The sequence below is a fragment of the Variovorax sp. EL159 genome, assembly GCF_900100965.1.
GTDB lineage: Bacteria > Pseudomonadota > Gammaproteobacteria > Burkholderiales > Burkholderiaceae_C > Variovorax.
This window is the reverse complement of sequence record NZ_FMUJ01000001.1, coordinates 282,901-305,345: the sequence shown is the minus strand read 5'-3', so window position 1 is coordinate 305,345 and position 22,445 is coordinate 282,901. Positions and strand designations below refer to the sequence as shown.

Sequence of the window (22,445 nt, the reverse complement as noted above, 5' to 3'; positions counted from 1 at the left end):
TTCAGCCCAGCGCCTTGGTCACTGCCCGTTGCGTGAGCACGCTGATCAGGTTGGCGCGGTACGCCGCCGAGGCATGCAGGTCGCTGTTGAGGTCGCTGGCGTCGATCTTCACCGCCGCGGCCGCAGCCGCCGTGAAGCTCTTGTTCAGCGCGTCTTCGAGCCCCGTGTGGCGGAACACGCCGTTGCCCGCGCCGGTGACGGCCACGCGCACGCCGCCGTCGTACTGCGCAAGGAAGATGCCCACGAGCGGAAAGTTCGATGCCTTCTGGCGCAGCTTTTCATACACGGCGCGCTTGGGGATCGGAAAGCGGATCGCGGTGATCAGCTCGTCTTCTTCGAGTGCCGTGGTGAACAGGCCCTGGAAGAAATCGTCGGCGGCGATCTCGCGCTTCGACGTGACAACGGTGGCACCCGACCCCAGCACCGCGCTCGGGTAGCACGCGGCCGGATCGTTGTTGGCGACCGAGCCGCCGATGGTGCCCATCGCACGCACCTGCCGGTCGCCGATGCGCGAAGCAAGGTCGGCCAGCGCCGGGTAGGCGGCCTTGACGTCGGCGTTGTTCGCCACGTCGAGGTGACGCGACATCGCGCCGATGGTGATGTTGCCGCCGTCTTTCTTGATGCCTGTGAGTTCCTTGATGCCGCTCAGGTCCACGAGCTTTTCGGGCGCCGAGAGCCGCAGCTTCATCGACGCCAGCAGCGTCTGCCCGCCCGCCAGCGGCTTGGCACCGGCGGCGATGAGTTTGGCCGCATCGGCCACGGTGGAAGGCCGTTCGAGTGTGAAGGCATACATGGTGTGATTCCTTCTTTGTTTTAGTGAGTGGCGGCCGCCTGCATCGCTTCCCAGACGCGGCTGGGCGATGCAGGCATATCGAAATCCTTGACGCCCAGCGGCGCCAGCGCGTCGAGCACGGCATTGATGACGGCCGGCGGCGAGCCGATGGCCCCCGCTTCGCCGCAGCCCTTGGTGCCCAGCGGGTTGTGCGTGCACGGGGTGCACACGGTGTCGAGCTTGAACTGGGGAAAGTCGCCTGCCCTTGGCATGGCGTAGTCCATGAAGCTGCCGGTGAGCAGCTGGCCGGTTTCGTTGTCGTACACGCAGTTCTCGAGCAGCGCCTGGCCGATGCCCTGCACCAGCCCGCCGTGCACCTGGCCCTCGACGATCATCGGGTTGATGATGGTGCCGAAGTCGTCCACGGCGGTGAAGCGGTCGATCTTGACCTCGCCGGTCTGCTTGTCGACCTCGACCTCGCAGATGTAGGTGCCTCCCGGAAAGGTGAAGTTGGTCGGGTCGTAGAAGGCGGTTTCGTTCAGGCCCGGTTCGAGCTTGTCGAGCGGGTAGTTGTGCGGCACGTAGGCCGTGAGCGCCACCTGCCCGAACGGGATCTTCTTGTCGGTGCCCTTGACAGTGAATTCGCCGTTGGCGAACTCGATGTCGGCGTCGCTCGCCTCCATCAGGTGCGCGGCGATCTTCTTGGCCTTGGTCTCGATCTTGTCGAGCGCCTTCATGATGGCCGCGCCGCCCACCGAGATGGAGCGCGAGCCGTAGGTGCCCATGCCGAAGGGCACGCGGCCGGTGTCGCCGTGCACCACGTCGACGTTCTCGACCGGAATGCCCAGCCGCGCCGCCACGACCTGCGCGAAGGTGGTTTCATGGCCCTGGCCGTGGCTGTGCGAGCCGGTGAACACCGTCACGCTGCCGGTCGGGTGCACGCGGATCTCGCCACACTCGAACAGGCCGGCCCGCGCGCCGAGCGCACCCGCGATGTTCGACGGCGCGATGCCGCAGGCCTCGATGTAGCTCGAATAGCCCATGCCGCGCAGCTTGCCCTTGGCTTCGGTCGCGGCCTTGCGTTGCGCGTAACCATCGACCTCGGCCAGCACGCGCGCCTTGTCCATGCATGCATGGAAGTCGCCCGTGTCGTACTGCAGCGCCACTGGCGTCTGGTACGGAAAGCTGGTGATGAAGTTGCGCTTGCGGATCTCGTCCTGGCCCAGCTTCATGTCCCACGCGCAGCGCGACACCAGCCGCTCCAGCAGGTAGGTGGCCTCGGGCCGCCCGGCCCCGCGGTAGGCATCGACGGGCGAGGTGTTGGTGAACCACGCATCGACCTCGACGTAGATCTGCGGCGTGGTGTACTGGCCCGCGAGCAGCGTGGCGTAGAGGATGGTCGGTACCGCCGTCGAGAAGGTCGAGAGGTACGCGCCGAGGTTGGCGTCGGTGTGCACCCGCATGGCCAGGAACTTGCCGTCCTTGTCCATGGCCATTTCGGCGTGGCTCACGTGGTCGCGGCCGTGCGCATCGGACAGGAAGCACTCCGAACGCTCCGCCGTCCACTTGATGTTGCGGTTGAGCTGCTTGGCGGCCCAGGTCAGGCACACGTCTTCGGCGTACAGGAAGATCTTGGAGCCGAAGCCGCCGCCCACGTCGGGCGCGATCACGCGCACCTTGTGCTCGGGCAGGCCCAGCACGAAGGCCGTCATGAGCAGGCGTTCGACGTGCGGGTTCTGGTTCGACACATAGAGCGTGTAGTCGTCGGTGCCCCGGCTGTAGCTGCCGATGGCCACGCGCGGCTCGATCGGGTTGGGAATCAGCCGGTTGTTGACGAGGTCGAGCTTGGTCACGTGCGCGGCGGTGGCAAACACCGCATCGACCGCCGCCTTGTCGCCCAGCGCCCACTTGTAGCACTGGTTGTCGGGCGCCTCGTCGTGCAGGGTGACGGCGCCGGCCTTCTTTGCCGCATCGGCCACGCTCACGAGCGCGGGCAGCACGTCGTAGTCGACCACCACCGCCTCGGCGGCGTTCTTGGCCTGCTCGACCGTTTCGGCCACCACCATGGCCACGTGGTCGCCCACGTAGCGCACCTTCTTGATCGCCAGGATCGGGTGCATCGGCTCCTTCATGGGGGTGCCGTCGGGGTTGTTGATGAGCCAGCCGCAGGGCAGCCCACCCATTTTTCCTTCGATGTCCTTGCCGCTGAAGATGCCGACCACGCCGGGCATCTTCATGGCCTCGGCGATGTCGATGGACTTGATGACGGCGTGCGCGTGCGGCGAGCGAACGAAGACGGCGTGGCTCTGGTTGGCCAGCGTGATGTCGTCGGTGTAGTTGCCGGCACCGGTCAGAAAACGATAGTCTTCCTTGCGTCGCAGGGCTTCGCCGATGTGCGGCAGGTTGGAGAAGTCGGAAGCACCCATGATGCGGCTCCCTTCAGGCGGTGACGGCGGCTTTGACCGGGGTGCCCGAGGCCATCGCCTCGCCGCCCATCTTCACGGCCTTCACGATGTTCTGGTAGCCGGTGCAGCGGCACAGGTTGCCGTCGAGCAGCTCGCGGATCTCGGCTTCGCTCGACTTCGGGTGATGGGTGCACAGGTCGATGGCGCTCATGACCATGCCCGGCGTGCAGAAACCGCACTGCAGGCCGTGGCACTCCTTGAAGGCCGCCTGCATGGGGTGCATGGTGCCGTCGGCTTCGGCAATGCCCTCGATGGTGGTGATGTCGGCACCGGCCGCCTGGGCGACCAAAACATTGCATGATTTGATGGCTCGGCCGTTGACATGGACGGTGCATGCGCCGCATTGGGCGGTGTCGCAGCCGACGTGGGTGCCAGTCAGGTGAAGGTGCTCGCGGATCGCGTGCACAAGAAAGGTGTTGGGAGGAGCGTCGACCGTGACCGGGCGGCCGTTGACCTTGAAAGCGACCTGCATGTGGCTGTCTCCGTGAAAGGTGATGGCTGATTCAGCAAAAAGCATCTTGGATGCCCACCTTTCGCACTATCCTAGGCAAAACCCTTGACACTTGCACAGACCGCGTGAAATTCTCAAAATGAAACAACTTGCCATTCGGCAAGCCGGGAAAAGACGCCCCACACGCGCGAATTCACACGATGCCTTCCCCTATCGTTTCGCCACTGCCTGAGCGCTCCCTGGCCATCGCCCAAGCGCGCCGCGAGCTGATCCACGGCGAGGCCTCCCGTGCGCGCAGCAACGCCTGCGTCGATTCATGGATCACCCGTTCGTGGCAGCGCTGCCTCGAATCCGGCCGGCGCCCCCAGCAACGCGTGAGCTTCGACCCGGTGAGCCAGTCCATCAGCCGCGATACCGCCGAGTGCAACCGGGCATTGGTGTCGGCGGCCCGCCCCGTCATCGAACGGCTGTCGCGCGCCATCGCCGACACCCGTTATTTCGCGATCCTGACCAACGCCGACGGCATCGTGGTCGACGTGGGCACGCTGCCCGACGGCACCGATGCCGCCAGCCGCTATGCGCGCGACATCGGGCGCATCGGCGTCGACCTGTCCGAGCGCGCCATCGGCACCTCGGCCATCGGCACGGCGCTGGCCGAGCAGGAATCGGTGTGGCTGCACCGGGGCGAGCACTTCTTCGACGACACCAGCGTCTACAGCTGCGCCGGCGCACCGCTCTTCGGTCCCCGGGGCGACTGCATCGGCATGCTCGACCTGACGGGCGTCCAGGTGGTCGAGCGGCCCGAGCTGCGGCACCTGGCCACGCTGTCGGCGCGCAGCATCGAGAACATGCTGGTGATGCGCGAACCCTGCGAACTGCTGCTGCATCTTGCGTGGCCCGGCAGCGCGGGCAGCGAAGCTACGGAGGGCCTGCTGTGCATCGATGCCGGCGGCAGCGTCACCGGCGCCAATGCCGCCGCGCGGCAGATGCTGCACCAGCCGTTGGCGCGCAGCCAGCATGCGCTGAATTTCAACGACCTGTTCGCCCTGCCCCTGCACATGATGTTCGACGCTGCCCGACGGGGCGATGCGGTGCTCGAAGTGCCGCTCTGGTCGGGCCTGCGGGTGCAGGTGCGGCCCCAGCGCGGTGGCAACGGCGACACGGGCGCCCCGGTTCCCGATGCCCGGCCAAGGCTGCGCGATGTGGAAACCGCGCTCATCCGCAAAGCGGTGGCCGATGCCCGCGGCAACGTCGCCGAGGCGGCGCGTGCGTTGGGCATCAGCCGGGCGACGGTCTATCGCAAGCTATGGCGCGGGCGGCCGGCAGGCGCGCCAGACTGAATACCTGAAACACCACGGAACCGGTTTCGCCGGCCCGCTGGTGTTGCCCCCGGCAAGGGACGGTACGCAGTGCGTAAAGCCGGGGAGCACACATGCTCAAGCGCCAACCGGCACCTTGTCGAGAAAGCCCGTCACCGAGCGCAGCTTGCCCGCATCGAGCTGGACGAAATCGGTCCCCTGGATCAGGTCTTCGGCACCGCTCGGGCCCAGCGTCCACGAAAAGCGCAGGTGATCGCCATGCGCGTCGGCCTTGCCCAGCAGGTTGAAGCGAAAGCCCGGGTAACGCTGGTGCACCGCACCGACCAGCGCGCTGATCTGCTCGCGGCCGCTGGCCTGCGCCAGTGGATCGACGTAGTGCGCGTTGGCGGTCCAGCCGGCCTCGATCAGTTCGGCGCGGCGTGCAGCGTCGGTTTCGTTCCAGACGGCAATGTAGCCATGGGCAATGGTGGTGGCATCGTGTGCGGCGGTGTTCATGGTGACGATTCCTTTCGGGGGTTGAACCCGCAACATCGCGGGGTGAAGGAATGGTCGCGTCGCACGCGCCGAACGTCGATGACGTCTCAGGTCATGGAATCCGGCTGCCGTAGCGGATGCTCTTGAGCGCGCCGTTCTGGAACAGCAGCATGGTCTCGAACTGGCCCGAGCCCGGCCGGTAGGTCCACTCCTCGCTCTGGTCGCAGGTGCTGTTGTTGTTCACGATGACGGTCCTGTCCCCCGTCGAGGACGAGGGCGGCACGATCACCTGCGGATTCGGATCGGGCTTGGCGCAGAAGCTGTCCTTGAACACCGGCTCGCCGCACTTCTGCAGGATGGTGAACTTGGAATCGCCCCTCTGCGCGAAGTCGCGGTTGCAGTTGAGGGTCTGTGCCTGCGCCGGCGCAACGAACGACAGCGCCAGCAAGGCGGCGGGAATGAACAGAGATCGCTTCACGGTGTTTCCTGTGTTTGGCGCAAGCGATGGTAGTGACATTCCAGCCCCGAAGCTGAAGCCGGAATCCGATCAGACCGCGTCGAGCGGATACACCGGCCGGCGCACCTTGCTGAACGGAAACAGGCTGTAGTCCGAACTGGTGACACCCGGGCTGTCGCACTCCACCAGCGCCGCCGACAGCGGCTCGAACACCGGCCGGCAGTACATGCGCGACTTGAGCAGAAGAAAGCGCTCCTTTCGCGGATCGAGCCCCGCGCACTCGAACACGCCGATGTCCCACGGCTCCTGCGTGCGCTCGGTCACCACGATGCGCGCCGTGCCGATGTCGAACAGCACCGTGCGGCCCATGCTGCTGCGCTGGCCGGTGTAGGTGGGGCCGGTGATCACGTACTCGCCGTCGCTGATGGTGCGCACCGTGCCGGTCAGCCGCACCGGTGTCTTCGCAAGGCCGATGCCTTCGAGCGAGACCTTGTTGCCGAGCGCGACCGTCACCTGCGCGCCCTCGCCCGCCGCGATCATCTCGCGCACCGCCTCGGGGTCGCACAGCGGGCCCACGCCAATGCCGTGCAGCCCTTGCGCCAGCGCCTCCTGCAGCACGTCCATGGTGTCGCAGCTGCCGCCCGACATGCAGTTGTCGCCATGGTCGAGCAGCAGCACCGGGCGCGTAGCGCCGCTGGCGATGAGCTTCGCACGCGCAACCGATTCGGCCAGCGGCTCGCTGCGGTAGATGAAGGCCTCGCGCTCGCTCCACATCTGGCCAGCGATGCGGTCGGCCGTGGCCTGTGCGCGCTCGGGCGATTGCGCATCGACCACGATCACGCTCATGCACGGCGCCTCGATGTCCGAGAGCGAGAAACCCGCGAGGATCGACACCGCCAGCGACTCCGATTTCTCGGCCTCGCGCGCGGCTTCGATGGCCCGCTGCATCGCACCGGTGAACGACGCGCTGCGCAGCGTGTGCGCCATCAACGGCAACCGGTGCCAGCGCATCGCGGGCTTGCTGCGGCCGGCCAGCATGTCGAACAGCAGGCGGCCGGCGTGCTCGCCGGTCTCGTACATGTCGATGTGCGGATAGGTCTTGAAGCCGACGACCACGTCGGCGTTCTGCACCATGGCCGGCGTGACGTTGGCATGCAGGTCGAGCGCCACGCCAATGGGCACGCCGGGCGCCGCGGCACGCAGCCGCACCAGCAGGTCGCCTTCGCCATCGACGCTGTTCTGCGCCACCATCGCGCCGTGCAGGTCGAGCAGGATCGCGTCGCAGCCCGGCGCCGCATCGACGATGCATTGCGTGAGCGTGGTGTAGGCCTGCGCATCGACCGGCCCGCTCGGGTTGGCCGAGGCCGACACCGGCGTGACCAGCGTGGCACCGGCCTGCTCGGCCAGGTCGATGAAGGCCGACATCGCGGTGCGCATGCCCTTGTTGTCCTTGTAGGCCTGCGCGCCGAAGGTCGGGCCATCGGGCCCGAAGGCCGCGAGCGGCGTGGGCACGGGCGAGAAGGTGTTGGTCTCGTGGTTGAGACGGGCGATCAGAACTTTCATTGTGCAAACCTTCCACCGCTTGCCAGCATCGTGATGTCACCGAAATTCGAACCGTTGCGGTTGTCGGGCTTGAACGCCAGCATGTAGCCACCCAGGTTCATGGGCGGCGAATTCTCGATGCTTCGCCTGAGCGATTCCGTGGTGATCGGCCCCTTGACGCGCTGCAGCGCTTCCGCAAAGGCCTTGGCCGTGATGTAGCCCTCGAGCCCGAGGTAAGAGCCTTCGCCCTCGCTGCCCGCACTCTTTCGCGCACGCTGGTACTCGTCGACGATCGGAAAGCGGGTCTTCCAGAACGGCGGCATCACCTGCGACAGCACGATGCCCCGGCTCTTCTCGCCAAGCTCCTTGTAAAGCAGGAAAGAGCTGGCCACCGAGTTCGTGTAGATCTGCGGATGGATCGGCGCGGCGACCAGCGCCCGGATCATGTTGATCGCCGGCATGCCCGCCGCGATGACGTAGACGGCCTGCGCACCGCTGGCAATGACCTGCTGCGCCGCGCGCGAAGGCTCCTTGTCCTGCGGATCGAAGCGCAGCGCCAGCACCTGGGACAGTCCGTTCTTGCGCAGCGCGTCCACGGCGTCTTTCTCGATGCCCTTGCCGTACGCGTCGTCGCTCGAGACGATGGCGATGCGCGTCAGGCCCACCGTCGTCAGGTGGGTCATCACGCGCAGCACTTCGTCGGCATACGACTCCCGCACGTGGTAGATCGGCACCTTCGGCCCGTGCAGCACCGCCGCACCGGTCAATCCGCCGAAGATGAAGCTGTCGTACTTCACCGCCACGGGCACCATGGCCGCGCCGATGCCCGTGCCCATGGTGCCGAAGAGGCAGACCACGTGGTCGGTGCCGAGCAGTTTCTCCGCATTGGCCGCGGCCTTGTCGGGGACGTACACATCGTCGTACGTGATCATCTTGACGGGTCGCCCGCCGATGCCGCCAGCCTTGTTCAACTGGTCGAACAGCAACGTCTGGCCTTCCATGAACGCGAGGCTGTTGGGCGCCAGCGGCCCCGTGAGCACAGCGGACTGGCCCACCAGGATCGGATCGGCGGCACTCGCCGGCACGGCGGCCCACGCCAGGGCCAGCGCCATCAGGGCGCCGCGCCACGCCTTCACGACACGACTCCCGCGCTTTGCAGCATGGCCTGCAGCAGCACATTGCAACCTGCCTCCAGGTGCTCGGGCTGCGCGTCTTCGATCTCGTTGTGGCTGATGCCGTCGAGGCAGGGCACGAAGATCATCGCGGTGGGGCACACGCGCGCGAGGTACACCGCGTCGTGGCCAGCGCCGCTGATCACGTTCATCCACGTCAGGCCCTGTGCCTGCGCCGCCTCCCGCACCGCAGACACCAGCTTCGGCGTGAAGGGTTGCGGCGGGAAGTACACGACCTGCTCCACCGTCATCTCGACCTTGCTCCTGGCGGCGATGCGTTGCACCGCTTCCTTCAGCGCCGCGTCCATGGCCGACAGCACCACGTCGTCCGCCGCGCGCAGATCGACGCTGAGCCGCACGCGGCCCGGAATCACGTTGCGCGAGTTCGGGTAGTTCTCGATCCAGCCGACCGTGCCGCGCGCGTGCGGCGCATGGGCCAGTGCGATGCGGTTCACCTCGATCACCAGTTCGGAGGCCGGCAGCAGCGCGTCTTTTCGCAACTCCATCGGCGTCGGGCCGGCATGCGCTTCCATGCCCTGCACCACCACGTCGTACCAGCGCTGGCCGAGCGCGCCTTCGACCACGCCGATCACGCGCTCGTTGGCTTCGAGCACCGGGCCTTGTTCGATGTGCGCTTCAAAGTACGCGCCCACCGGCGACATCGCGGCAGACGCCGGCGTGCTGCCGGCATAGCCGATGGCCGCAAGTGCTTCGGACACGCTGATGCCGTCGTTGTCGCGCTGCGCCAGCGCATGCTCGAGCGTGAAGGCGTCGACGAAGACGCCCGAGCCCATCATCACGGGCACGAAGCGCGAGCCTTCCTCGTTGGTCCACACCGCCACTTCGATCGGTGCCTCGGTGACGACGCCCGCATCGTTCAGCGCGCGCACCACTTCGAGCCCCGCGAGCACACCGTAGTTGCCGTCGAACTTGCCGCCGGTCGGTTGCGTGTCGATGTGGCTGCCGGTCGTGACGGGCGGTAGCGCGTTGTTGCGGCCCGCGCGGCGCGCAAAGATGTTGCCGATGGCGTCCACGCGCAGTGCGCAGCCGGCCTCGCGCGCCCAGCGCGAAAACAGGTCGCGGCCCTGGCGGTCGAGATCGGTCAACGCCAGGCGGCAGACGCCGCCCTTCTCGGTGCCGCCGACCTGGGCCAGCTGCATCAGCGAATCCCAGAGGCGCTGGCCGTCGATGCGAAGGCCGCGCACGTCGGGTGCGGAAGAGATTTCGATGGTTGTCGTCATGGTTCTGCGAATGAGATTTGGGGGGTGCGCATGCCCGCGTTCAGGCAAGACCGACGCCGAGGTAGCGGTCTTTCACTTCGTGGTCGGCCATGAAGGCGGCGTTGTCGGCCTCGTGCACGATCACGCCCTGCTCCACGATGTAGTGGCGGTCGGCGAGCTGCACGCACACCTCGAGGTTCTGTTCGACCAGCAGGATGGCGACGCCGGCGGCCTTGATGGTCTTGAGCTGCGCGACGATCTCTTCGACGATCACCGGCGCAAGGCCCTCCACCGGCTCGTCGAGGATCAGCAGGCGCGGGTGGTTCATGAGCGCGCGGCCGATGGCCAGCATCTGCTGCTCGCCACCCGAGAGTTGCCCGCCGCCGTTGCGGTGCCGCTCCTTCAGGCGCGGGAAGATGCGGTAGATGTCTTCGAGCTGCCAGGGCGATTCGCGGCGCTGGCCGAGCAGCAGGTTTTCTTCCACCGTCAGCAGCTTGAAGATGCCGCGATGCTCGGGCACCAGGCACACGCCGCGCGTGGCGATGCGGTGCGGCGGCAGGCCGGCGATGTCGGCCCCCTGAAAGCGCACGCGGCCGCCAGTCGGCGTGACGGCACCGGCAATGCTTTTCAGCGTCGTCGACTTGCCCGCGCCGTTGCGCCCCAGCAGCGTGACCAGCTCGGCCTCGCCCACGGTCATCGACACGCCCTGCAGCACGTGGCTCTTGCCGTAGTGCGCGTGCAGCGCCTCGACTTCGAGGATGTTCCTTGTCCCGCTCATGCCTTGCCTCCGGTGATCATGTTCCCCAGGTAGGCCGTTCGCACGCGCGCATCGGCGCGGATGTCGCCCGGCAGGCCTTCAGCCAGCACGCGCCCCAGTTGCATGACGGTCACGGTGTCGGAGATGTCCATCACGATGTTCATGTTGTGTTCGATCAGCACCACGGTGTGCCGGTCGCGCAGGCTGCGGATGAGCTGCTTCATGTCGTCGAGGTCGTCGATGCCCATGCCCGAGGTCGGCTCGTCCAGGAAGATGGCCTTGGGCTTCGCGGCCAGCGCCATGCCCACTTCGAGCCGGCGTTGCTGGCCGTGCGACAGCACGTTGGCCGGCGTGTCGGCCAGCCGTTCGAGGCCGACGCGTGCCAGCACTTCGGCCACCGTCTCGGCGCAGGCGCGGTCGCCGACGGGTGCGCGCCAGCAGTTCATGGCCTGCCGCGGCGCGATGCCCTGCGCCGCCACGCGCAGGTTCTCGCGCACCGACAGGCTCGCGAACAGGCTCGTGACCTGGAACGAGCGCGCCATGCCGCGCTGCACGCGCTTGTAGTCGGGCTCGGCCGTCACGTCGTGGCCGTCGAACAGAATGCGCCCGCCGGTGGTGGTGCCGGTGCCCGTGAGCATGTGGAACAGCGTGGTCTTGCCGGCGCCGTTCGGGCCGATCACCGAGTGCACGGTGTTGGGCTTGATCTTCAGGTCCACGCCGCCGAGCGCCGCGAACTTGCCGTAGTGCTTGGTGACGCCGATGGCTTCGATGAGGACGGGTTGCGTCATGCTTTTTCTCCCTGCGCTTCGGGCGCCTTGCCCACGGGCAGTGCCTGCGTCTTGCGGAACACGCGCCGCCATGCGGCTTCGCCCAGGCCCCACAGGCCGCGCTGCATGCCGATGCTCACGCCGATCAGCAGCAGGCCCAGCAACAGCAGCCATCGCGGCCACAAGGTGGAGAGCCAGTCGGCCAGCAGCACATAGAAGGCCGAGCCCAGCACCGAGGCGAAGAGGTTGCCGGTGCCACCGATCACGGTGATGACCAGGATCATCTCGCTCGTGTGGTACTCGGCATTCGACAGCGGCGCGATGCCGGTCATCATCGCGTGCAGCCCGCCGGCCAGGCCGGTGACGGCACCCGAAATGACGAAGGCCAGCAGCTTGAAGCGCTTGAGGTTGTAGCCCACGGCGGCGGCGCGGTCCTCGTTGTCGCGGATGGCGAGCAGCGTGCGGCCGAAGACCGAATCGGTCACCTTCAGCAGCAGTGCGAACGCGATCAGGAAGATCACCGCCACGAAGGCGTAGTACTTCCAGGGCGTGTCCATGAAGGCGGGGCGCGGCACGTCGAGCAGGCCGTTGTCGCCGCCGGTGAGGCCCGACGCGGTGTAGGCCACGAAATAGAACATCTGCGCAAAGGCCAGCGTGAGCATCACGAAGTAGGTGCCGCGCTGGCGGATGGCGACCCAGCCGACCAGCGCCGCGCCCAGCGCGCCCATGGCGATGGCCGCGAGCAATGCGAGCGGCATCGGCAGTTGCAGGCGCGTGAGCAGAATGGCGATGGTGTAGCTGCCCAGCCCGAAGAAGATGCCCTGCCCGAACGACAGCAGGCCCGTGTAGCCCAGCAGCAGGTTGCAGCCCAGGGCGGCCAGCGCATAGATCAGCACCTCGCTCGCAAGCGAGCCCGAGCGCAGCACCAGCGGCAGGCCCAGCGCGACGATCAGCGCCAGCAGGAATGTGTATTTTCTCGGCATGGCCATCATCCTTTGCGGCCGAGCAGGCCATGCGGGCGCAACAGCAGCACGGCCGCCATCGCGATGTAGATCATCAGGCTCGCCCCCGGCGGCCAGATGGTGCTCATGAGGCTTTGCACGATGCCGATGAGCAGCCCGCCGACCAGCGCGCCGCCGAAGCTGCCGAGCCCGCCGATCACCACCACCACGAAGGCCACGCCGAGCGCCTCGACGCCCATGAAGGGCTCCGCGCCGCGGATCGGTGCGGCCAGCACGCCGGCCAGCGCGGCCGTGGCCGCGCCGAGCGCGAACACCAGGCTGAACACGCGGAACACGTTGATGCCGAGCAGCGAGACCATCTCGGTCGATTCGCTGCCCGCGCGCACCGCGCTGCCCAGGCGCGTGCCTTCGAGCACCCACCACAGCAGCACCGCGAGCACGGCGGTGAAGCCGATCACGAAGAGCCGGTACTTGGGATAGACGAAGGCGCCCCACATGACCACGCCCTGCAGCAGGTCGGGCGTGGGCACGCTGTTGCCCAGCGGGCCCCAGAACACGATGACGATCTCTTGCACCGCGAGCGCAAGGCCCACCGTCACGAGGATGTGGAACTCGTGCGCCTTGGCGTACACGCGGCGCAGCAGCAGCTTTTCAGCCAGCCAGCCGAGTGCGCCGACGAACAGCGGCACCAGCACCAGCGCGGCCCAGAAATCGAGGCCCCATTGCATGGCCTGATAGCAGAGGTAAGCGCCCAGCAGATAGAAAGCGCCGTGCGCGAAGTTCACGAAGCGCAGCAGGCCGAACACGATGGACAAGCCAACGGCCAGCAGGAAATACAGCATGCCGATGCCGATTCCGTTGATGGTCTGGAGCAGGTAGACGGTCATAGGGGTGAGTGGTGGTGGCGCGGCCCTCTTCCTTTCCAGGAACACCGCGGAACCGGCTTTGCCGGGCCGCTGGTGTTGCCCCCTGCAAGGGGGTTGGAGGCCACACGAAGTGGGCAAGCCTGGGGGTTAGCCCAATTTGCAGCCGGTCTTGTCGACGGGCAGGAACGACTTGCCGGAACTCACGACGTCGACATAGTCGGCCGGGTTCTTCATCTTCGACTTGGCCTTGCCCTTGAGCAGGTAGTAGTCCTTGATGACCTGGTGGTCGGCCTTGCGGATTTCTTCGGTGCCGGTGAGCCCGTCGAACTTCATGCCTTCGAGCGCCGCGATCACGGCCTTCTGGTCGACCGAGCCCGCCTTGACGATGCCGTCGATCAGGATCTTGGTGCAGATGTACGAGCCCGCCAGGCTGTAGTTGGGCACGATCTTCAGCTTGTCGGCCGTGCGCTTGACCAGGTCCTTGTTGAGCGGCGTGTCGGCCGTGTGCCAGTACTGCGCACCGAAGTAGACGCCGTCGCACAGGTCGGCGCCCAGTTCGTCGAACTGCTCCAGGCCCGAGGCCCAGGCCATGAGGATCGTCATGTTCTTGTGCATGCCGAAGCTCACGGCCTGCCGCAGCGCGGCCGATGACTGCGCGCCGAAGTTCAGCAGCAGCAGCACGTCGGGCTTGGCAGCCATGGCGTTGGTGAGGTAGCCGCTGAACTCCTTCTCGTTGAGCGAGTGGTAGCTGTTGCCCACGTGCTCGATGCCTTTCTCCTGGAAGATGTTCTTGGCCGCGCTCAGCAGGCCGTCGCCGAACACGTACTGCGGCGTGATGGTGTACCAGCGCTTGGCCTTGGGCATGCTGGCGATCAGCGGGCGCACCGTCTGCTCGATCGCACCGAAGGTGGGCACCGACCAGCGGAAGGTGGCGGGGTTGCAGTCCTTGCCGGTGATCTCGTCGGCGCCGGCGGTGGTGATGAACAGGCCGCCGGCCTTCTCGGCCTCCTTGCCCATGGCCAGCGCTTCCGACGACAGAATGCCGCCGGCGAAGAACTTCGCGCCCTGCTGCTGCGAGGCTTCCTGCACCTTGCGCACGGCCGTGGCCGGCTTGCCTTCGGTGTCGAGCACCGTGTAGGCCAGCGGGCGCTTCAGCACGCTGCCGTACTGCTCGATGGCCAGCTTCATGCCCAGGTCGGCGTACTTGCCGTTGGCCGCGAACGCACCCGACATCGGGACCGGGCAGCCGAAGCGGATCGCCTCGGCCGACTGGGCAAAGGCGGCGCGGCCGGCCAGCAGGGAAGCGGGGGCGGCCGACAGGGCGGCAAGCTGAAGGAGGTGTCTGCGATGCATGGGAATCTCCGGTCGTGGTGTGGAAGTAAGTGAAAGGGGTGCCTGCGATTGCCGGCGAATTTAAGCGGATAAATAGGATTAATATGCTGGTAAAAACCCGCTAGCAATCCTTGTGCCCAAAACCAACCAGGCCCTCTTCATGACGCCGTTTAAGATCGCGCGCTGTTGCGCATCCCGCGCATCTCCCGATGGGCATGGAGCGTGTGCATGACAGTGGGGCAACACCGCCCAAGGCGGCAAAAGCTCTCGGACGTCATCGTCGAAGACGTCAAGCGATGGATCGTGGCGGAGCGCAAGCAGCCCGGCGACCGGCTACCGAACGAGAAAGAACTGATCGAGCTTTTCGGCTACTCGAAGAGCACGGTGCGCGAGGCATTGAAGGCGCTGGAAGTGCGCGGCCTCATCGCCATCCGCACCGGCCCCGGCGGCGGGGCGTACCTGCAGCAGGTGTCGGTCGACCATGCGTCGGAGCCGCTGCGCAACTTCCTGCACTTCCATCACCTGGACGGGCACCACATCTACCAGCTGCGCAAGGCGCTCGAACCCGAGCTGGCCGTGAGCGTGGTCGGCCGGCTCACGCCCGAGCAGTTCGAGCGGCTCGAAGACAACGTGCGCCTGTGCACCCACGAGCCCACGAACGAGGACGAGTTGCGCATGCAGCGCGAGGCCGAACTCGCTTTTCACACCATGTTGGCCGAAGCCTGCCCCAATCCGGTGCTGTCCTTCATGTGCCGCTTTCTCAACGACCTGTTGCGCGACCTCGTGGTCTACAAGAAGGCGCTGGACCATCACCACTTCGGCGAGACCAACGTCGACTACCACACGCAGCTGCTGGCGGCCTACCGCAAGGAAGACGCGGACGAGGTGCGCCGGCTGATGGCCGAGCACATGGTCGATGCCGAGGCGCACATGCACGAGATGGAAGCGCACATCGGGGCCAAGCACCTGCTGCTGCCCAGCGGACAGCGCTAGCGCCACCCGGGTCTAAAAGACCCTGCGAAACCGCTCGGCCCTGCCGAAGCGCACAGCAACGGTGCCGTTCGCCTCGAATCCGCAGCGAAGGTAGAACGACCCGGCGTGCGGGTTGCCCGTGACATGGAGTGCCGACGCACCCTGGCGCCGCGAAAGCTCGACACAGTGCGCGACCAATGCCTTGCCGATGCCCCGACGCCACGCCTCAGGCTCGATGAACAATCCATCGAGTTCGGCGCTGCCGTCGTCGTTGGGCAGCACGACAGCGAATCCGGCCACCGCGCCATGGATCTCCGCCACGAACACCCGGCCATCGACGATCTGGGCAAGCGGCAGCTCGATGGCGCCCGGGTCGGCCTGGATCGCCTCGCGATCGCCAGGGTTCGCGAGCGACGCGCGCCGCTGCAAGTCTTCGAGTGCCCGGTGTTCCGACGCACATGCCGCACGAATAAGAAGTGGTGTTTCAGTCATCTGGGGTAGCTCCAGTGCCGTCAGGGCTTCTTTGCGGCGCCATGCGCCTGCTCCAGGCACGCCTGAAACGCCAGCACCGCGCGTGAAGGCTTCGGCGACCGCCGCAACAGGCTCACGAACCGGCACGCATAGTTGAAGCGCGCGGGCAGCACCGCCTTCATCAGGCCGCGCTGCTCGAACACCTGCGCGTAGTGGTCGGGCAGAAAGCCCAAAAAGCGCCCCGAAAGAATCAGCGTGGCAATCGCCTCCTGGTCGAAGCCCGTCGCCTTGCGCGACAGCCTCGCGCGGTGGCTCAGCTCCATGTTGGGCGAGTGATAGCCCAGGCCCGCGAAGTGATGTTCGCCCAGCTTCGACCACGTGAGCTTGGCGTGCGGGCTGTCGAACAGCGGATGCCCCTTGCCGCAGTACAGCAGCATCGTCTCGTCGAACAGGTCGGCGTACACCAGGCTCTTCGAGGCGCGGTGCGCCGGGATGATGCCGATCTGGAAGTTGCCCTCCAGCACGCCCTGCTCGATGGCGTTGATCGAGCCCACGTGCACCGCCAGGTTCACCTCGGGCGCCATCTCGGTGAAGCGCGCGATGGCCTCGCCGATGCGCGCCTTCGGGTTGGTCGCCGTCTTGTCGAAGAGCGCCACCTCGAGCTGCCCGCCCATCCGGTTGTGGATGTCGTCGATGCTGCCGCGAAAGGCATCGACCGAGGCCAGCAGCCGCAGCGTCTCGTCGTACACGCGCTGGCCTTCGGTGGTGAGCGCAAAGCCGGCCCGGCCGCGCCGGCACAGCACGAGGCCCAGCCGCGTTTCCAGATCCTTGACGTGCCGGCTCACGGTGGAGGTGCCGATGTTCAGCTCCAGCTCGGCCGCCGCCATGCCGCCGCAGTCGACCACGCTCTTGAACACCTTGAGCAGGCGCAGGTCCATGTCGCTGAGCTGCCCCAGCACGGCGCGGTTGCGGGTGCCCAGGGCGGTGTTTTCGGCTTCGGCCTTTACTTGCATGAATCGTCAAGTGAACATTGATATTGCGCCATTCTCCACACTGAAGGGTCTGCGAACAATCGGCGCATCCCATCACCCTCCGGAGCCCGCCTTGCGCGGGAAGCGCCATGACCCTTGCAGCCCCCGCCATCGAACCGACGCCCGCCCTGCGCACCGACGCCGCCTGGCTCGACGCGCACTGGATGCCCTACACCGGCAACCGCAACTTCAAGGCCGATCCGCGGATCATCGTGGAGGCCAAGGGCGCCTACTTCACCGACAGCGACGGCCGCAAGATCTTCGACGGCCTCTCGGGCCTGTGGTGCTCGGGCCTGGGCCATGGCCGCCCCGAAATCACCGAAGCGGTGAGCCGCCAGATCGCCAAGCTCGACTACTCGCCGGCCTTCCAGTTCGGCCACCCGCTCTCGTTCGAACTGGCCAACAAGATCAAGGAACTGACGCCCGCCGGCCTCGACTACGTGTTCTTCACCGGCTCGGGCTCCGAAGCCGCCGACACCTCGCTGAAGATGGCGCGCGCCTACTGGCGCACCAAGGGCCAGGCGAGCAAGACGCGCCTGATCGGCCGCGAGAAGGGCTACCACGGCGTCAACTACGGTGGCATCTCGGTGGGCGGCATCGCGGCCAACCGCAAGCTGTTCGGCCAGGGCGTCGAAGCCGACCACCTGCCGCACACGCAGATCGCCGCCAACGCCTTCACGCGCGGCATGGCCGAGACCGGCGCCGAGCTGGCCGACCGCCTGCTCGACCTGATCGCGCTGCACGATGCATCGAACATCGCCGCCGTGATCGTGGAGCCCTTCGCCGGTTCGGCCGGCGTGGTGATCCCGCCCAAGGGCTATCTCAAGCGTCTGCGCGACATCTGCACCGCCAACAACATCCTGCTGATTTTTGATGAAGTGATCACCGGTTTCGGCCGCTGCGGCGCGCTCACCGGCGCGGAAGCCTTCGGCGTGACGCCCGACATCATGAACATCGCCAAGCAGGTCACCAACGGCGCGCAGCCGCTGGGCGCCGTGGTTGCCAGCAAGGACATCTACGACACCTTCATGGCGGCAGGCGGCCCCGACTACATGCTCGAATTCCCGCACGGCTACACCTACGGCGCGCACCCGGTGGCCTGCGCCGCCGGCGTCGCCGCGCTCGACGTGCTGCAGAAGGAAGACATGATCGGCCGCGTGAAAACGCTGGCCCCGCACTTCGAGAACGCCGTGCACAGCCTCAAGGGCAGCAAGCACGTGACCGACATCCGCAACTTCGGCCTTGCCGCCGGCCTCACGATCGCCGCGCTGCCCGGCGAGCCTGCACGCCGCCCCTACGAGATCGCGATGAACTGCTGGAAGAAGGGCTTCTACGTGCGCTACGGTGGCGACACCATCCAGCTCGCGCCGCCCTTCATCGCGGAAAAGGCCGAGATCGACCGCATGGTCAACGCGCTGGCCGACGCCCTCGCCGAAACCAACTGATCCAGCGGGTACCACGATGCAACACGACAAGAACGTCACGACCACCATCGGCCACTTCATCGACGGCCAGCGCGTCAGCGGCGGCACCCGCGTGCAGCCGGTGTTCGACCCGGCCACGGGCTTCTCGGACAAGAGCGTCGCGCTCGCCGACAAGCTCACCGTCGAGCAGGCCATCGCCTCGGCGCAGGCGGCCTTTCCGGCCTGGCGCAACACGCCACCGCTGAAGCGCGCGCGGGTCATGAGCAAGCTCAAGACGCTGCTCGAAGCCAATGCCGACCGCATCGCCGCGCTCATCACGGCCGAGCACGGCAAGGTGCTGTCGGACGCGCACGGCGAGCTGCAGCGCGGCATCGAGAACGTCGAGTACGCAAGCTACGCGCCCGAGCTGCTCAAGGGCGAGCACAGCAAGAACGTCGGCCCGGCCATCGATTCGTGGAGCGAGTTCCAGGCGATGGGCGTCACGGCCGGCATCACGCCGTTCAACTTCCCGGTGATGGTGCCGCTGTGGATGTGGCCGATGGCCGTGGCCTGCGGCAACACCTTCGTGCTGAAGCCGTCGGAGCGCACGCCCTCCTCCACCTTGCTGGTGGCCGAGCTGGCGCTCGAAGCCGGCCTGCCGCCAGGCGTGCTGAACGTGGTCAACGGCGACAAGGAAGCCGTCGACACGCTGCTGACCGATCCGCGCGTGAAGGCCGTGAGCTTCGTCGGCTCCACCGCCATCGCCGAATACATCTACACCACCGGCTGCGCGCACGGCAAGCGCGTGCAGGCCCTGGGCGGCGCGAAGAACTTCGCCGTGGTCATGCCCGACGCCGACATCGGCAACGCCGTGAGCGCGCTGATGGGCGCGGCCTACGGCTCGTGCGGCGAACGCTGCATGGCGATCCCGCTGGTCGTGGCCATCGGCGACGACACGGGCGACGCCGTGGTGGCGGGCCTTTCGGCCGAGATCGCGAAGATGAAGGTCGGCCCCGGCAACGACAACGGCAACGACATGGGCCCGCTGGTCACCAAGCCGCACTTCGAGAAGGTCAAGGCCTTTGTCGATGCGGGCGTGGCGGCAGGTGCCAAGCTCGTGGTCGACGGCCGCGGCGTCAAGGTCGACGGCCATGACGGCGGCTACTACCTCGGCCCGTGCCTCTTCGACGGCGTGAAGCCCGGCATGACGATCTACCAGGAAGAAATCTTCGGCCCGGTGCTCGGCGTGGTCCGCGTGAAGACGCTCGAAGAAGCCATGGCCATGATCGACGCCCACGAGTACGGCAACGGCACCTGCATCTTCACGCGCGACGGCGAGGCCGCGCGCTGGTTCAGCGACAACATCCAGGTCGGCATGGTCGGCATCAACGTGCCGCTGCCGGTGCCCGTGGCGTACCACTCGTTCGGCGGCTGGAAGCGCTCGCTGTTCGGCGACCTGCACGCCTACGGCCCCGACGCCGTGCGCTTCTATACCAAGCGCAAGACCATCACGCAGCGCTGGCCCTCGGCCGGTGTGCGCGAAGGTGCGGTGTTCGCGTTTCCGTCGAACCGCTGATCCGGCCCCCGCGGGTCAGGCCTTGTCGGCCTTGCCCGCGGCGTTGGCCAGCTTGCTGAGCATGCGGTCCACCAGCCACGGCTGGCGGTTCTCGTCCTCCGCCAGCTCCTTGCGGCGGATCGCATTGCGCACGACGATCGATCCCACGTAGCGCACCGGCTCCGGCGGAAAGTGGCCGAGCGGCCCGTTCGTGATCGGGCTGCGCGTCCATTCGTTGTCCTGGTCGAGCACCAGCGACGACAGGATCTGCCCACCCATGTAGGTCGGCCCCACGCCGTTGCCCGAGTAGCCGAAGCCGTAGTAGATGTGCGGCGCGCCATCGAGCTTGCCGAAGAACGGAAAGCCCGTGACCGAGCGGTCCGACGGGCCGTTCCAGCTCGCGGTGATCGGCGTCTCGCGCAACGCCGGAAAGAAGGAATGCAGCGCCTGCGTGAGCTCGGCCTCGTACGGCGAGCGCTCGTCGAACACCTTGGCCATGCGGCCGCCCCATGCGAAGGTGTTGCCGCCCTTGCCCAGCATGATGCGGCCGTCGACCGTGCGGCGGTAGTAGTACACGAAGGTGCGCGAGTCGAGCACCGAGACGCCGTCGGTCAGGCCGATCTGCTGCAGCAATTCGGGGCATCGCTCGGTGATGACCATGTCGCTCGACACGATGGCGATGGTCCGCTCGAACTGCGGGAAAGTGCTGGCCATCCAGGCGTTCATCGCGAGCACCAGCTTCTTCGCGCGCACGCTGCCGGTGGGCGTGCGCACGACCACCGGGTGGTCGGTGCTGAAGTCCAGCATCGGCGTGCGCTCGTGAATGCGGATGCCCATGGCCAGCGCGACGCGCCGGAGCCCGCGCACCAGCTTGCCCGGATGCACGGTCGCCGCAATCGGCGAATACACGCCCGCCAGGTTGCGCGCGGAGCCCGAGCGCCGCGCCACTTCTTCGGGCGGCAGTGTGCGGTAGGAATGGATGCCGCGCGCCTCGAGCGCCTGCATCATCGGGTCGAGCGTGCCGATCTGCGCCTGCGAGGTCGCGGTGTAGAGCGTGCCGTCCTGCCGCAGTTCGGCGTCGATGCCGTGCGCGGCGCAGAAGTCGGCGATGTGCTGCACCGCCGCCTCGGATGCCTTCACGAGCCGCACGGCCTCGTGTTCGCCGAACAGCCGGCGCAGCGTGAGGAACTTGGCCGACCACGTCAGCAGGCAGCCGCCGTTGCGCCCGCTCGCACCAGCGCCGCAGAGGTCGCTTTCGATGATGACGATGTCGAGCGCGGGCGCCTTCAGCTTGGCTTGAATGGCCGTCCACAAGCCGGTGAAACCACCGCCGACGATGCAGACATCGGCGCTGTGTTCGCCCTGCAGTGCGGGTGCGAGGTCGCCGTCGTTGAAGAGAGCCTGTTCGATCCAGAAAGGGCGCATGTCGGGCTCGCAGGTTTCAGGGCTTGCGCCGCATCTCGAAAGAAAACTCGGACTCGCGCTCGACGAAGAACCCGAAGCGCTCGTACAGCGCCTTCGCCGGATTCGCCTTCAGCACGCTGAGTGTGAGGTCGACGCCGGCGCGCGCGGCCTCGTCGATGACTTCGGCCAGCAGAGCGGAACCAACGCCGCCGCCCTGGTAGCCGGGTGCCAGCTGGATCTGGATGAGCACCCACTCGTGCGGATCGCGCGACACCTTGAGCAGGCCGACCGGCGCGCCTTCGTGCAGCAGGATTTCGGCGCACTCGAAGCGATGCATCAGCCGCGCCATGTGATGCGCGTCGCTGACTTCGCCGCCGGACGCCAGCACGTGGCCGTTCATCGTTCGCTGCCGCAGGTCGAGCAGGAAGGGAATGTCTTCCGGCGTCGCCTGGCGGCGCTGCATGGCGAATGCGCGCGTGGCGCTCATGCCTGGGCTGCTGCAGCGACAGGCTTCGACGCGAGCGCCAAATGCCGCGCGTAATACGCGAGGTCGGGCGTCTTCGCATCGGCCAGCTTGGCCATGTCGTCCCAGCGCCGCAGGCGCACCGCGTCCATCGCATAGGGCAAGGCCTCGAAAGCGCTGGCCTGCGCCGAGTCGAACACGCCGCCCTGCAACTGCAGGCTGCGTTTCGAGTCGGGCGACAGCGCTTCCAGGTAGCCCGGCACGCGCGCGCACAGGAAGCGCTTGGCGTCCACGTGCAATCTGATCGGTTCCAGCGTGGCCGGGCCGAACAGCGCGCGAAGAAACGGCAGGCAGCGGTACTGGTGCAGGTCGTCGAGCCCCTGCTGCGTCGGCGTGCCGCCGAAGTCGTGCAGCAGGTGGCCCAGGTCGTGCAGCAGCGAGGCGGCGATCAGCGCGCTGTCCGCGCCCTCCTGCTCGGCCAGATGCGCCGATTGCAGCGCGTGCTCCAGCTGCGTGACGGGCTCGCCGTCGTACTGCGCGTGGCCCTTGGTTTCGAAGAGGCCGACGATATCGGGAATGCTCAGGCTCAT

22 protein-coding genes are annotated in these 22,445 nt (G+C 67.0%); 4 read left to right on the top strand and 18 right to left on the bottom strand.

The features are described from left to right. Window position 1: 1 nt before the first annotated feature. From BLQ28_RS01415 to BLQ28_RS01405, 3 genes are read right to left on the bottom strand one after another with little or no spacing between them, the layout of a single operon-like run. The gene (locus BLQ28_RS01415) at window positions 2–793 is read right to left on the bottom strand and encodes an FAD binding domain-containing protein (RefSeq protein ID WP_093236780.1); all 792 of its coding nucleotides are present in this window, start codon (window positions 791–793) and stop codon (window positions 2–4) included. 20 nt (window positions 794–813) lie between these two features. Further along, window positions 814–3,198: a xanthine dehydrogenase family protein molybdopterin-binding subunit gene (locus BLQ28_RS01410; RefSeq protein WP_093236779.1), complete on the bottom strand. Its 2,385-nt coding sequence runs from the start codon at window positions 3,196–3,198 to the stop codon at window positions 814–816. A gap of 13 nt (window positions 3,199–3,211) precedes the next feature. Beyond that, complete coding sequence (locus BLQ28_RS01405) at window positions 3,212–3,709, bottom strand: (2Fe-2S)-binding protein (protein WP_093236778.1); 498 nt, start codon at window positions 3,707–3,709, stop codon at window positions 3,212–3,214. A 179-nt stretch (window positions 3,710–3,888) separates the two neighbouring features. Between BLQ28_RS01405 and BLQ28_RS01400 the strand changes: the two genes are divergently transcribed. Then, window positions 3,889–5,028: a helix-turn-helix domain-containing protein gene (locus tag BLQ28_RS01400; RefSeq protein ID WP_093236777.1), complete on the top strand. Its 1,140-nt coding sequence runs from the start codon at window positions 3,889–3,891 to the stop codon at window positions 5,026–5,028. Window positions 5,029–5,124: 96 nt separating this feature from the next. On the opposite strand, the gene BLQ28_RS01395 is transcribed toward BLQ28_RS01400, so the two are convergent. From BLQ28_RS01395 to BLQ28_RS01350, 10 genes are all read right to left on the bottom strand, one after another. Then, a complete protein-coding gene (locus BLQ28_RS01395; protein WP_093236776.1) occupies window positions 5,125–5,502 on the bottom strand; it encodes a nuclear transport factor 2 family protein in 378 nt (125 codons plus the stop codon). A 91-nt stretch (window positions 5,503–5,593) separates the two neighbouring features. Next, on the bottom strand, window positions 5,594–5,959 hold the full coding sequence (locus BLQ28_RS01390; protein ID WP_176800980.1) for a DUF2845 domain-containing protein: 366 nt from the start codon (window positions 5,957–5,959) through the stop codon (window positions 5,594–5,596). Between the two features lie 69 nt (window positions 5,960–6,028). Continuing rightward, the gene (locus BLQ28_RS01385; RefSeq protein WP_093236774.1) at window positions 6,029–7,501 is read right to left on the bottom strand and encodes a M81 family metallopeptidase; all 1,473 of its coding nucleotides are present in this window, start codon (window positions 7,499–7,501) and stop codon (window positions 6,029–6,031) included. Beyond that, entirely contained in the window at window positions 7,498–8,616 is a 1,119-nt protein-coding gene (locus BLQ28_RS01380; protein ID WP_093236773.1) for an ABC transporter substrate-binding protein, read from the bottom strand. The genes BLQ28_RS01385 and BLQ28_RS01380 overlap by 4 nt, the downstream gene beginning before the upstream one ends. Next, window positions 8,613–9,893: a Zn-dependent hydrolase gene (locus BLQ28_RS01375; RefSeq protein WP_093236772.1), complete on the bottom strand. Its 1,281-nt coding sequence runs from the start codon at window positions 9,891–9,893 to the stop codon at window positions 8,613–8,615. Before BLQ28_RS01375 ends, BLQ28_RS01380 begins: the two co-directional genes overlap by 4 nt. A gap of 40 nt (window positions 9,894–9,933) precedes the next feature. Beyond that, a complete protein-coding gene (locus BLQ28_RS01370) occupies window positions 9,934–10,650 on the bottom strand; it encodes an ABC transporter ATP-binding protein (protein WP_093236771.1) in 717 nt (238 codons plus the stop codon). After that, window positions 10,647–11,417: an ABC transporter ATP-binding protein gene (locus BLQ28_RS01365; RefSeq protein WP_093236770.1), complete on the bottom strand. Its 771-nt coding sequence runs from the start codon at window positions 11,415–11,417 to the stop codon at window positions 10,647–10,649. The genes BLQ28_RS01370 and BLQ28_RS01365 overlap by 4 nt, the downstream gene beginning before the upstream one ends. Further along, on the bottom strand, window positions 11,414–12,379 hold the full coding sequence (locus BLQ28_RS01360) for a branched-chain amino acid ABC transporter permease (protein ID WP_093237644.1): 966 nt from the start codon (window positions 12,377–12,379) through the stop codon (window positions 11,414–11,416). The genes BLQ28_RS01365 and BLQ28_RS01360 overlap by 4 nt, the downstream gene beginning before the upstream one ends. A 5-nt stretch (window positions 12,380–12,384) precedes the next feature. Further along, the gene (locus BLQ28_RS01355; protein ID WP_093236769.1) at window positions 12,385–13,245 is read right to left on the bottom strand and encodes a branched-chain amino acid ABC transporter permease; all 861 of its coding nucleotides are present in this window, start codon (window positions 13,243–13,245) and stop codon (window positions 12,385–12,387) included. Between the two features lie 126 nt (window positions 13,246–13,371). Continuing rightward, the gene (locus BLQ28_RS01350; protein WP_093236768.1) at window positions 13,372–14,577 is read right to left on the bottom strand and encodes an ABC transporter substrate-binding protein; all 1,206 of its coding nucleotides are present in this window, start codon (window positions 14,575–14,577) and stop codon (window positions 13,372–13,374) included. Between the two features lie 207 nt (window positions 14,578–14,784). On the opposite strand from BLQ28_RS01350, the gene BLQ28_RS01345 reads away from it, so the two are divergent. Further along, window positions 14,785–15,549, top strand: coding sequence for a FadR/GntR family transcriptional regulator (locus tag BLQ28_RS01345; RefSeq protein ID WP_093236767.1), 765 nt, complete (start codon window positions 14,785–14,787; stop codon window positions 15,547–15,549). A gap of 12 nt (window positions 15,550–15,561) precedes the next feature. On the opposite strand, the gene BLQ28_RS01340 is transcribed toward BLQ28_RS01345, so the two are convergent. Both BLQ28_RS01340 and BLQ28_RS01335 read right to left on the bottom strand, forming a co-directional pair. Then, window positions 15,562–16,020 (bottom strand): GNAT family N-acetyltransferase, encoded by a 459-nt coding sequence (locus BLQ28_RS01340; RefSeq protein WP_093236766.1) that lies wholly within the window; start codon window positions 16,018–16,020, stop codon window positions 15,562–15,564. Window positions 16,021–16,040: 20 nt separating this feature from the next. Then, window positions 16,041–17,012 carry a LysR family transcriptional regulator gene (locus BLQ28_RS01335; RefSeq protein WP_093236765.1) on the bottom strand — a complete coding sequence of 324 codons (972 nt, stop codon included), beginning with the start codon at window positions 17,010–17,012 and terminating at the stop codon, window positions 16,041–16,043. 107 nt (window positions 17,013–17,119) lie between these two features. On the opposite strand from BLQ28_RS01335, the gene BLQ28_RS01330 reads away from it, so the two are divergent. Together BLQ28_RS01330 and BLQ28_RS01325 are read left to right on the top strand one after the other, a co-directional pair. After that, window positions 17,120–18,475: an omega-aminotransferase AptA gene (locus BLQ28_RS01330; RefSeq protein ID WP_093236764.1), complete on the top strand. Its 1,356-nt coding sequence runs from the start codon at window positions 17,120–17,122 to the stop codon at window positions 18,473–18,475. Window positions 18,476–18,491: 16 nt separating this feature from the next. Beyond that, window positions 18,492–20,009 carry a CoA-acylating methylmalonate-semialdehyde dehydrogenase gene (locus BLQ28_RS01325; RefSeq protein ID WP_093236763.1) on the top strand — a complete coding sequence of 506 codons (1,518 nt, stop codon included), beginning with the start codon at window positions 18,492–18,494 and terminating at the stop codon, window positions 20,007–20,009. A gap of 15 nt (window positions 20,010–20,024) precedes the next feature. On the opposite strand, the gene BLQ28_RS01320 is transcribed toward BLQ28_RS01325, so the two are convergent. From BLQ28_RS01320 to BLQ28_RS01310, 3 genes are read right to left on the bottom strand one after another with little or no spacing between them, the layout of a single operon-like run. Continuing rightward, window positions 20,025–21,413 carry an FAD-dependent oxidoreductase gene (locus BLQ28_RS01320; RefSeq protein WP_093236762.1) on the bottom strand — a complete coding sequence of 463 codons (1,389 nt, stop codon included), beginning with the start codon at window positions 21,411–21,413 and terminating at the stop codon, window positions 20,025–20,027. 16 nt (window positions 21,414–21,429) lie between these two features. Next, complete coding sequence (locus BLQ28_RS01315) at window positions 21,430–21,879, bottom strand: GNAT family N-acetyltransferase (protein WP_093236761.1); 450 nt, start codon at window positions 21,877–21,879, stop codon at window positions 21,430–21,432. Then, on the bottom strand, window positions 21,876–22,445 hold the full coding sequence (locus tag BLQ28_RS01310; RefSeq protein ID WP_093236760.1) for a phosphonate degradation HD-domain oxygenase: 570 nt from the start codon (window positions 22,443–22,445) through the stop codon (window positions 21,876–21,878). The genes BLQ28_RS01315 and BLQ28_RS01310 overlap by 4 nt, the downstream gene beginning before the upstream one ends.

Coding starts and splice junctions, on each gene's coding strand:
- BLQ28_RS01360 (WP_093237644.1), bottom strand. CDS start 12,379: ATGCCGAGAAAATACACATTCCTGCTGGCGCTGATCGTCGCGCTGGGC.
- BLQ28_RS01395 (WP_093236776.1), bottom strand. CDS start 5,502: ATGAACACCGCCGCACACGATGCCACCACCATTGCCCATGGCTACATT.
- BLQ28_RS01315 (WP_093236761.1), bottom strand. CDS start 21,879: ATGAGCGCCACGCGCGCATTCGCCATGCAGCGCCGCCAGGCGACGCCG.
- BLQ28_RS01320 (WP_093236762.1), bottom strand. CDS start 21,413: ATGCGCCCTTTCTGGATCGAACAGGCTCTCTTCAACGACGGCGACCTC.
- BLQ28_RS01310 (WP_093236760.1), bottom strand. CDS start 22,445: ATGAGCCTGAGCATTCCCGATATCGTCGGCCTCTTCGAAACCAAGGGC.
- BLQ28_RS01365 (WP_093236770.1), bottom strand. CDS start 11,417: ATGACGCAACCCGTCCTCATCGAAGCCATCGGCGTCACCAAGCACTAC.
- BLQ28_RS01345 (WP_093236767.1), top strand. CDS start 14,785: ATGACAGTGGGGCAACACCGCCCAAGGCGGCAAAAGCTCTCGGACGTC.
- BLQ28_RS01325 (WP_093236763.1), top strand. CDS start 18,492: ATGCAACACGACAAGAACGTCACGACCACCATCGGCCACTTCATCGAC.
- BLQ28_RS01350 (WP_093236768.1), bottom strand. CDS start 14,577: ATGCATCGCAGACACCTCCTTCAGCTTGCCGCCCTGTCGGCCGCCCCC.
- BLQ28_RS01335 (WP_093236765.1), bottom strand. CDS start 17,012: ATGCAAGTAAAGGCCGAAGCCGAAAACACCGCCCTGGGCACCCGCAAC.
- BLQ28_RS01370 (WP_093236771.1), bottom strand. CDS start 10,650: ATGAGCGGGACAAGGAACATCCTCGAAGTCGAGGCGCTGCACGCGCAC.
- BLQ28_RS01415 (WP_093236780.1), bottom strand. CDS start 793: ATGTATGCCTTCACACTCGAACGGCCTTCCACCGTGGCCGATGCGGCC.
- BLQ28_RS01355 (WP_093236769.1), bottom strand. CDS start 13,245: ATGACCGTCTACCTGCTCCAGACCATCAACGGAATCGGCATCGGCATG.
- BLQ28_RS01400 (WP_093236777.1), top strand. CDS start 3,889: ATGCCTTCCCCTATCGTTTCGCCACTGCCTGAGCGCTCCCTGGCCATC.
- BLQ28_RS01330 (WP_093236764.1), top strand. CDS start 17,120: ATGACCCTTGCAGCCCCCGCCATCGAACCGACGCCCGCCCTGCGCACC.
- BLQ28_RS01375 (WP_093236772.1), bottom strand. CDS start 9,893: ATGACGACAACCATCGAAATCTCTTCCGCACCCGACGTGCGCGGCCTT.
- BLQ28_RS01385 (WP_093236774.1), bottom strand. CDS start 7,501: ATGAAAGTTCTGATCGCCCGTCTCAACCACGAGACCAACACCTTCTCG.
- BLQ28_RS01410 (WP_093236779.1), bottom strand. CDS start 3,198: ATGGGTGCTTCCGACTTCTCCAACCTGCCGCACATCGGCGAAGCCCTG.
- BLQ28_RS01340 (WP_093236766.1), bottom strand. CDS start 16,020: ATGACTGAAACACCACTTCTTATTCGTGCGGCATGTGCGTCGGAACAC.
- BLQ28_RS01405 (WP_093236778.1), bottom strand. CDS start 3,709: ATGCAGGTCGCTTTCAAGGTCAACGGCCGCCCGGTCACGGTCGACGCT.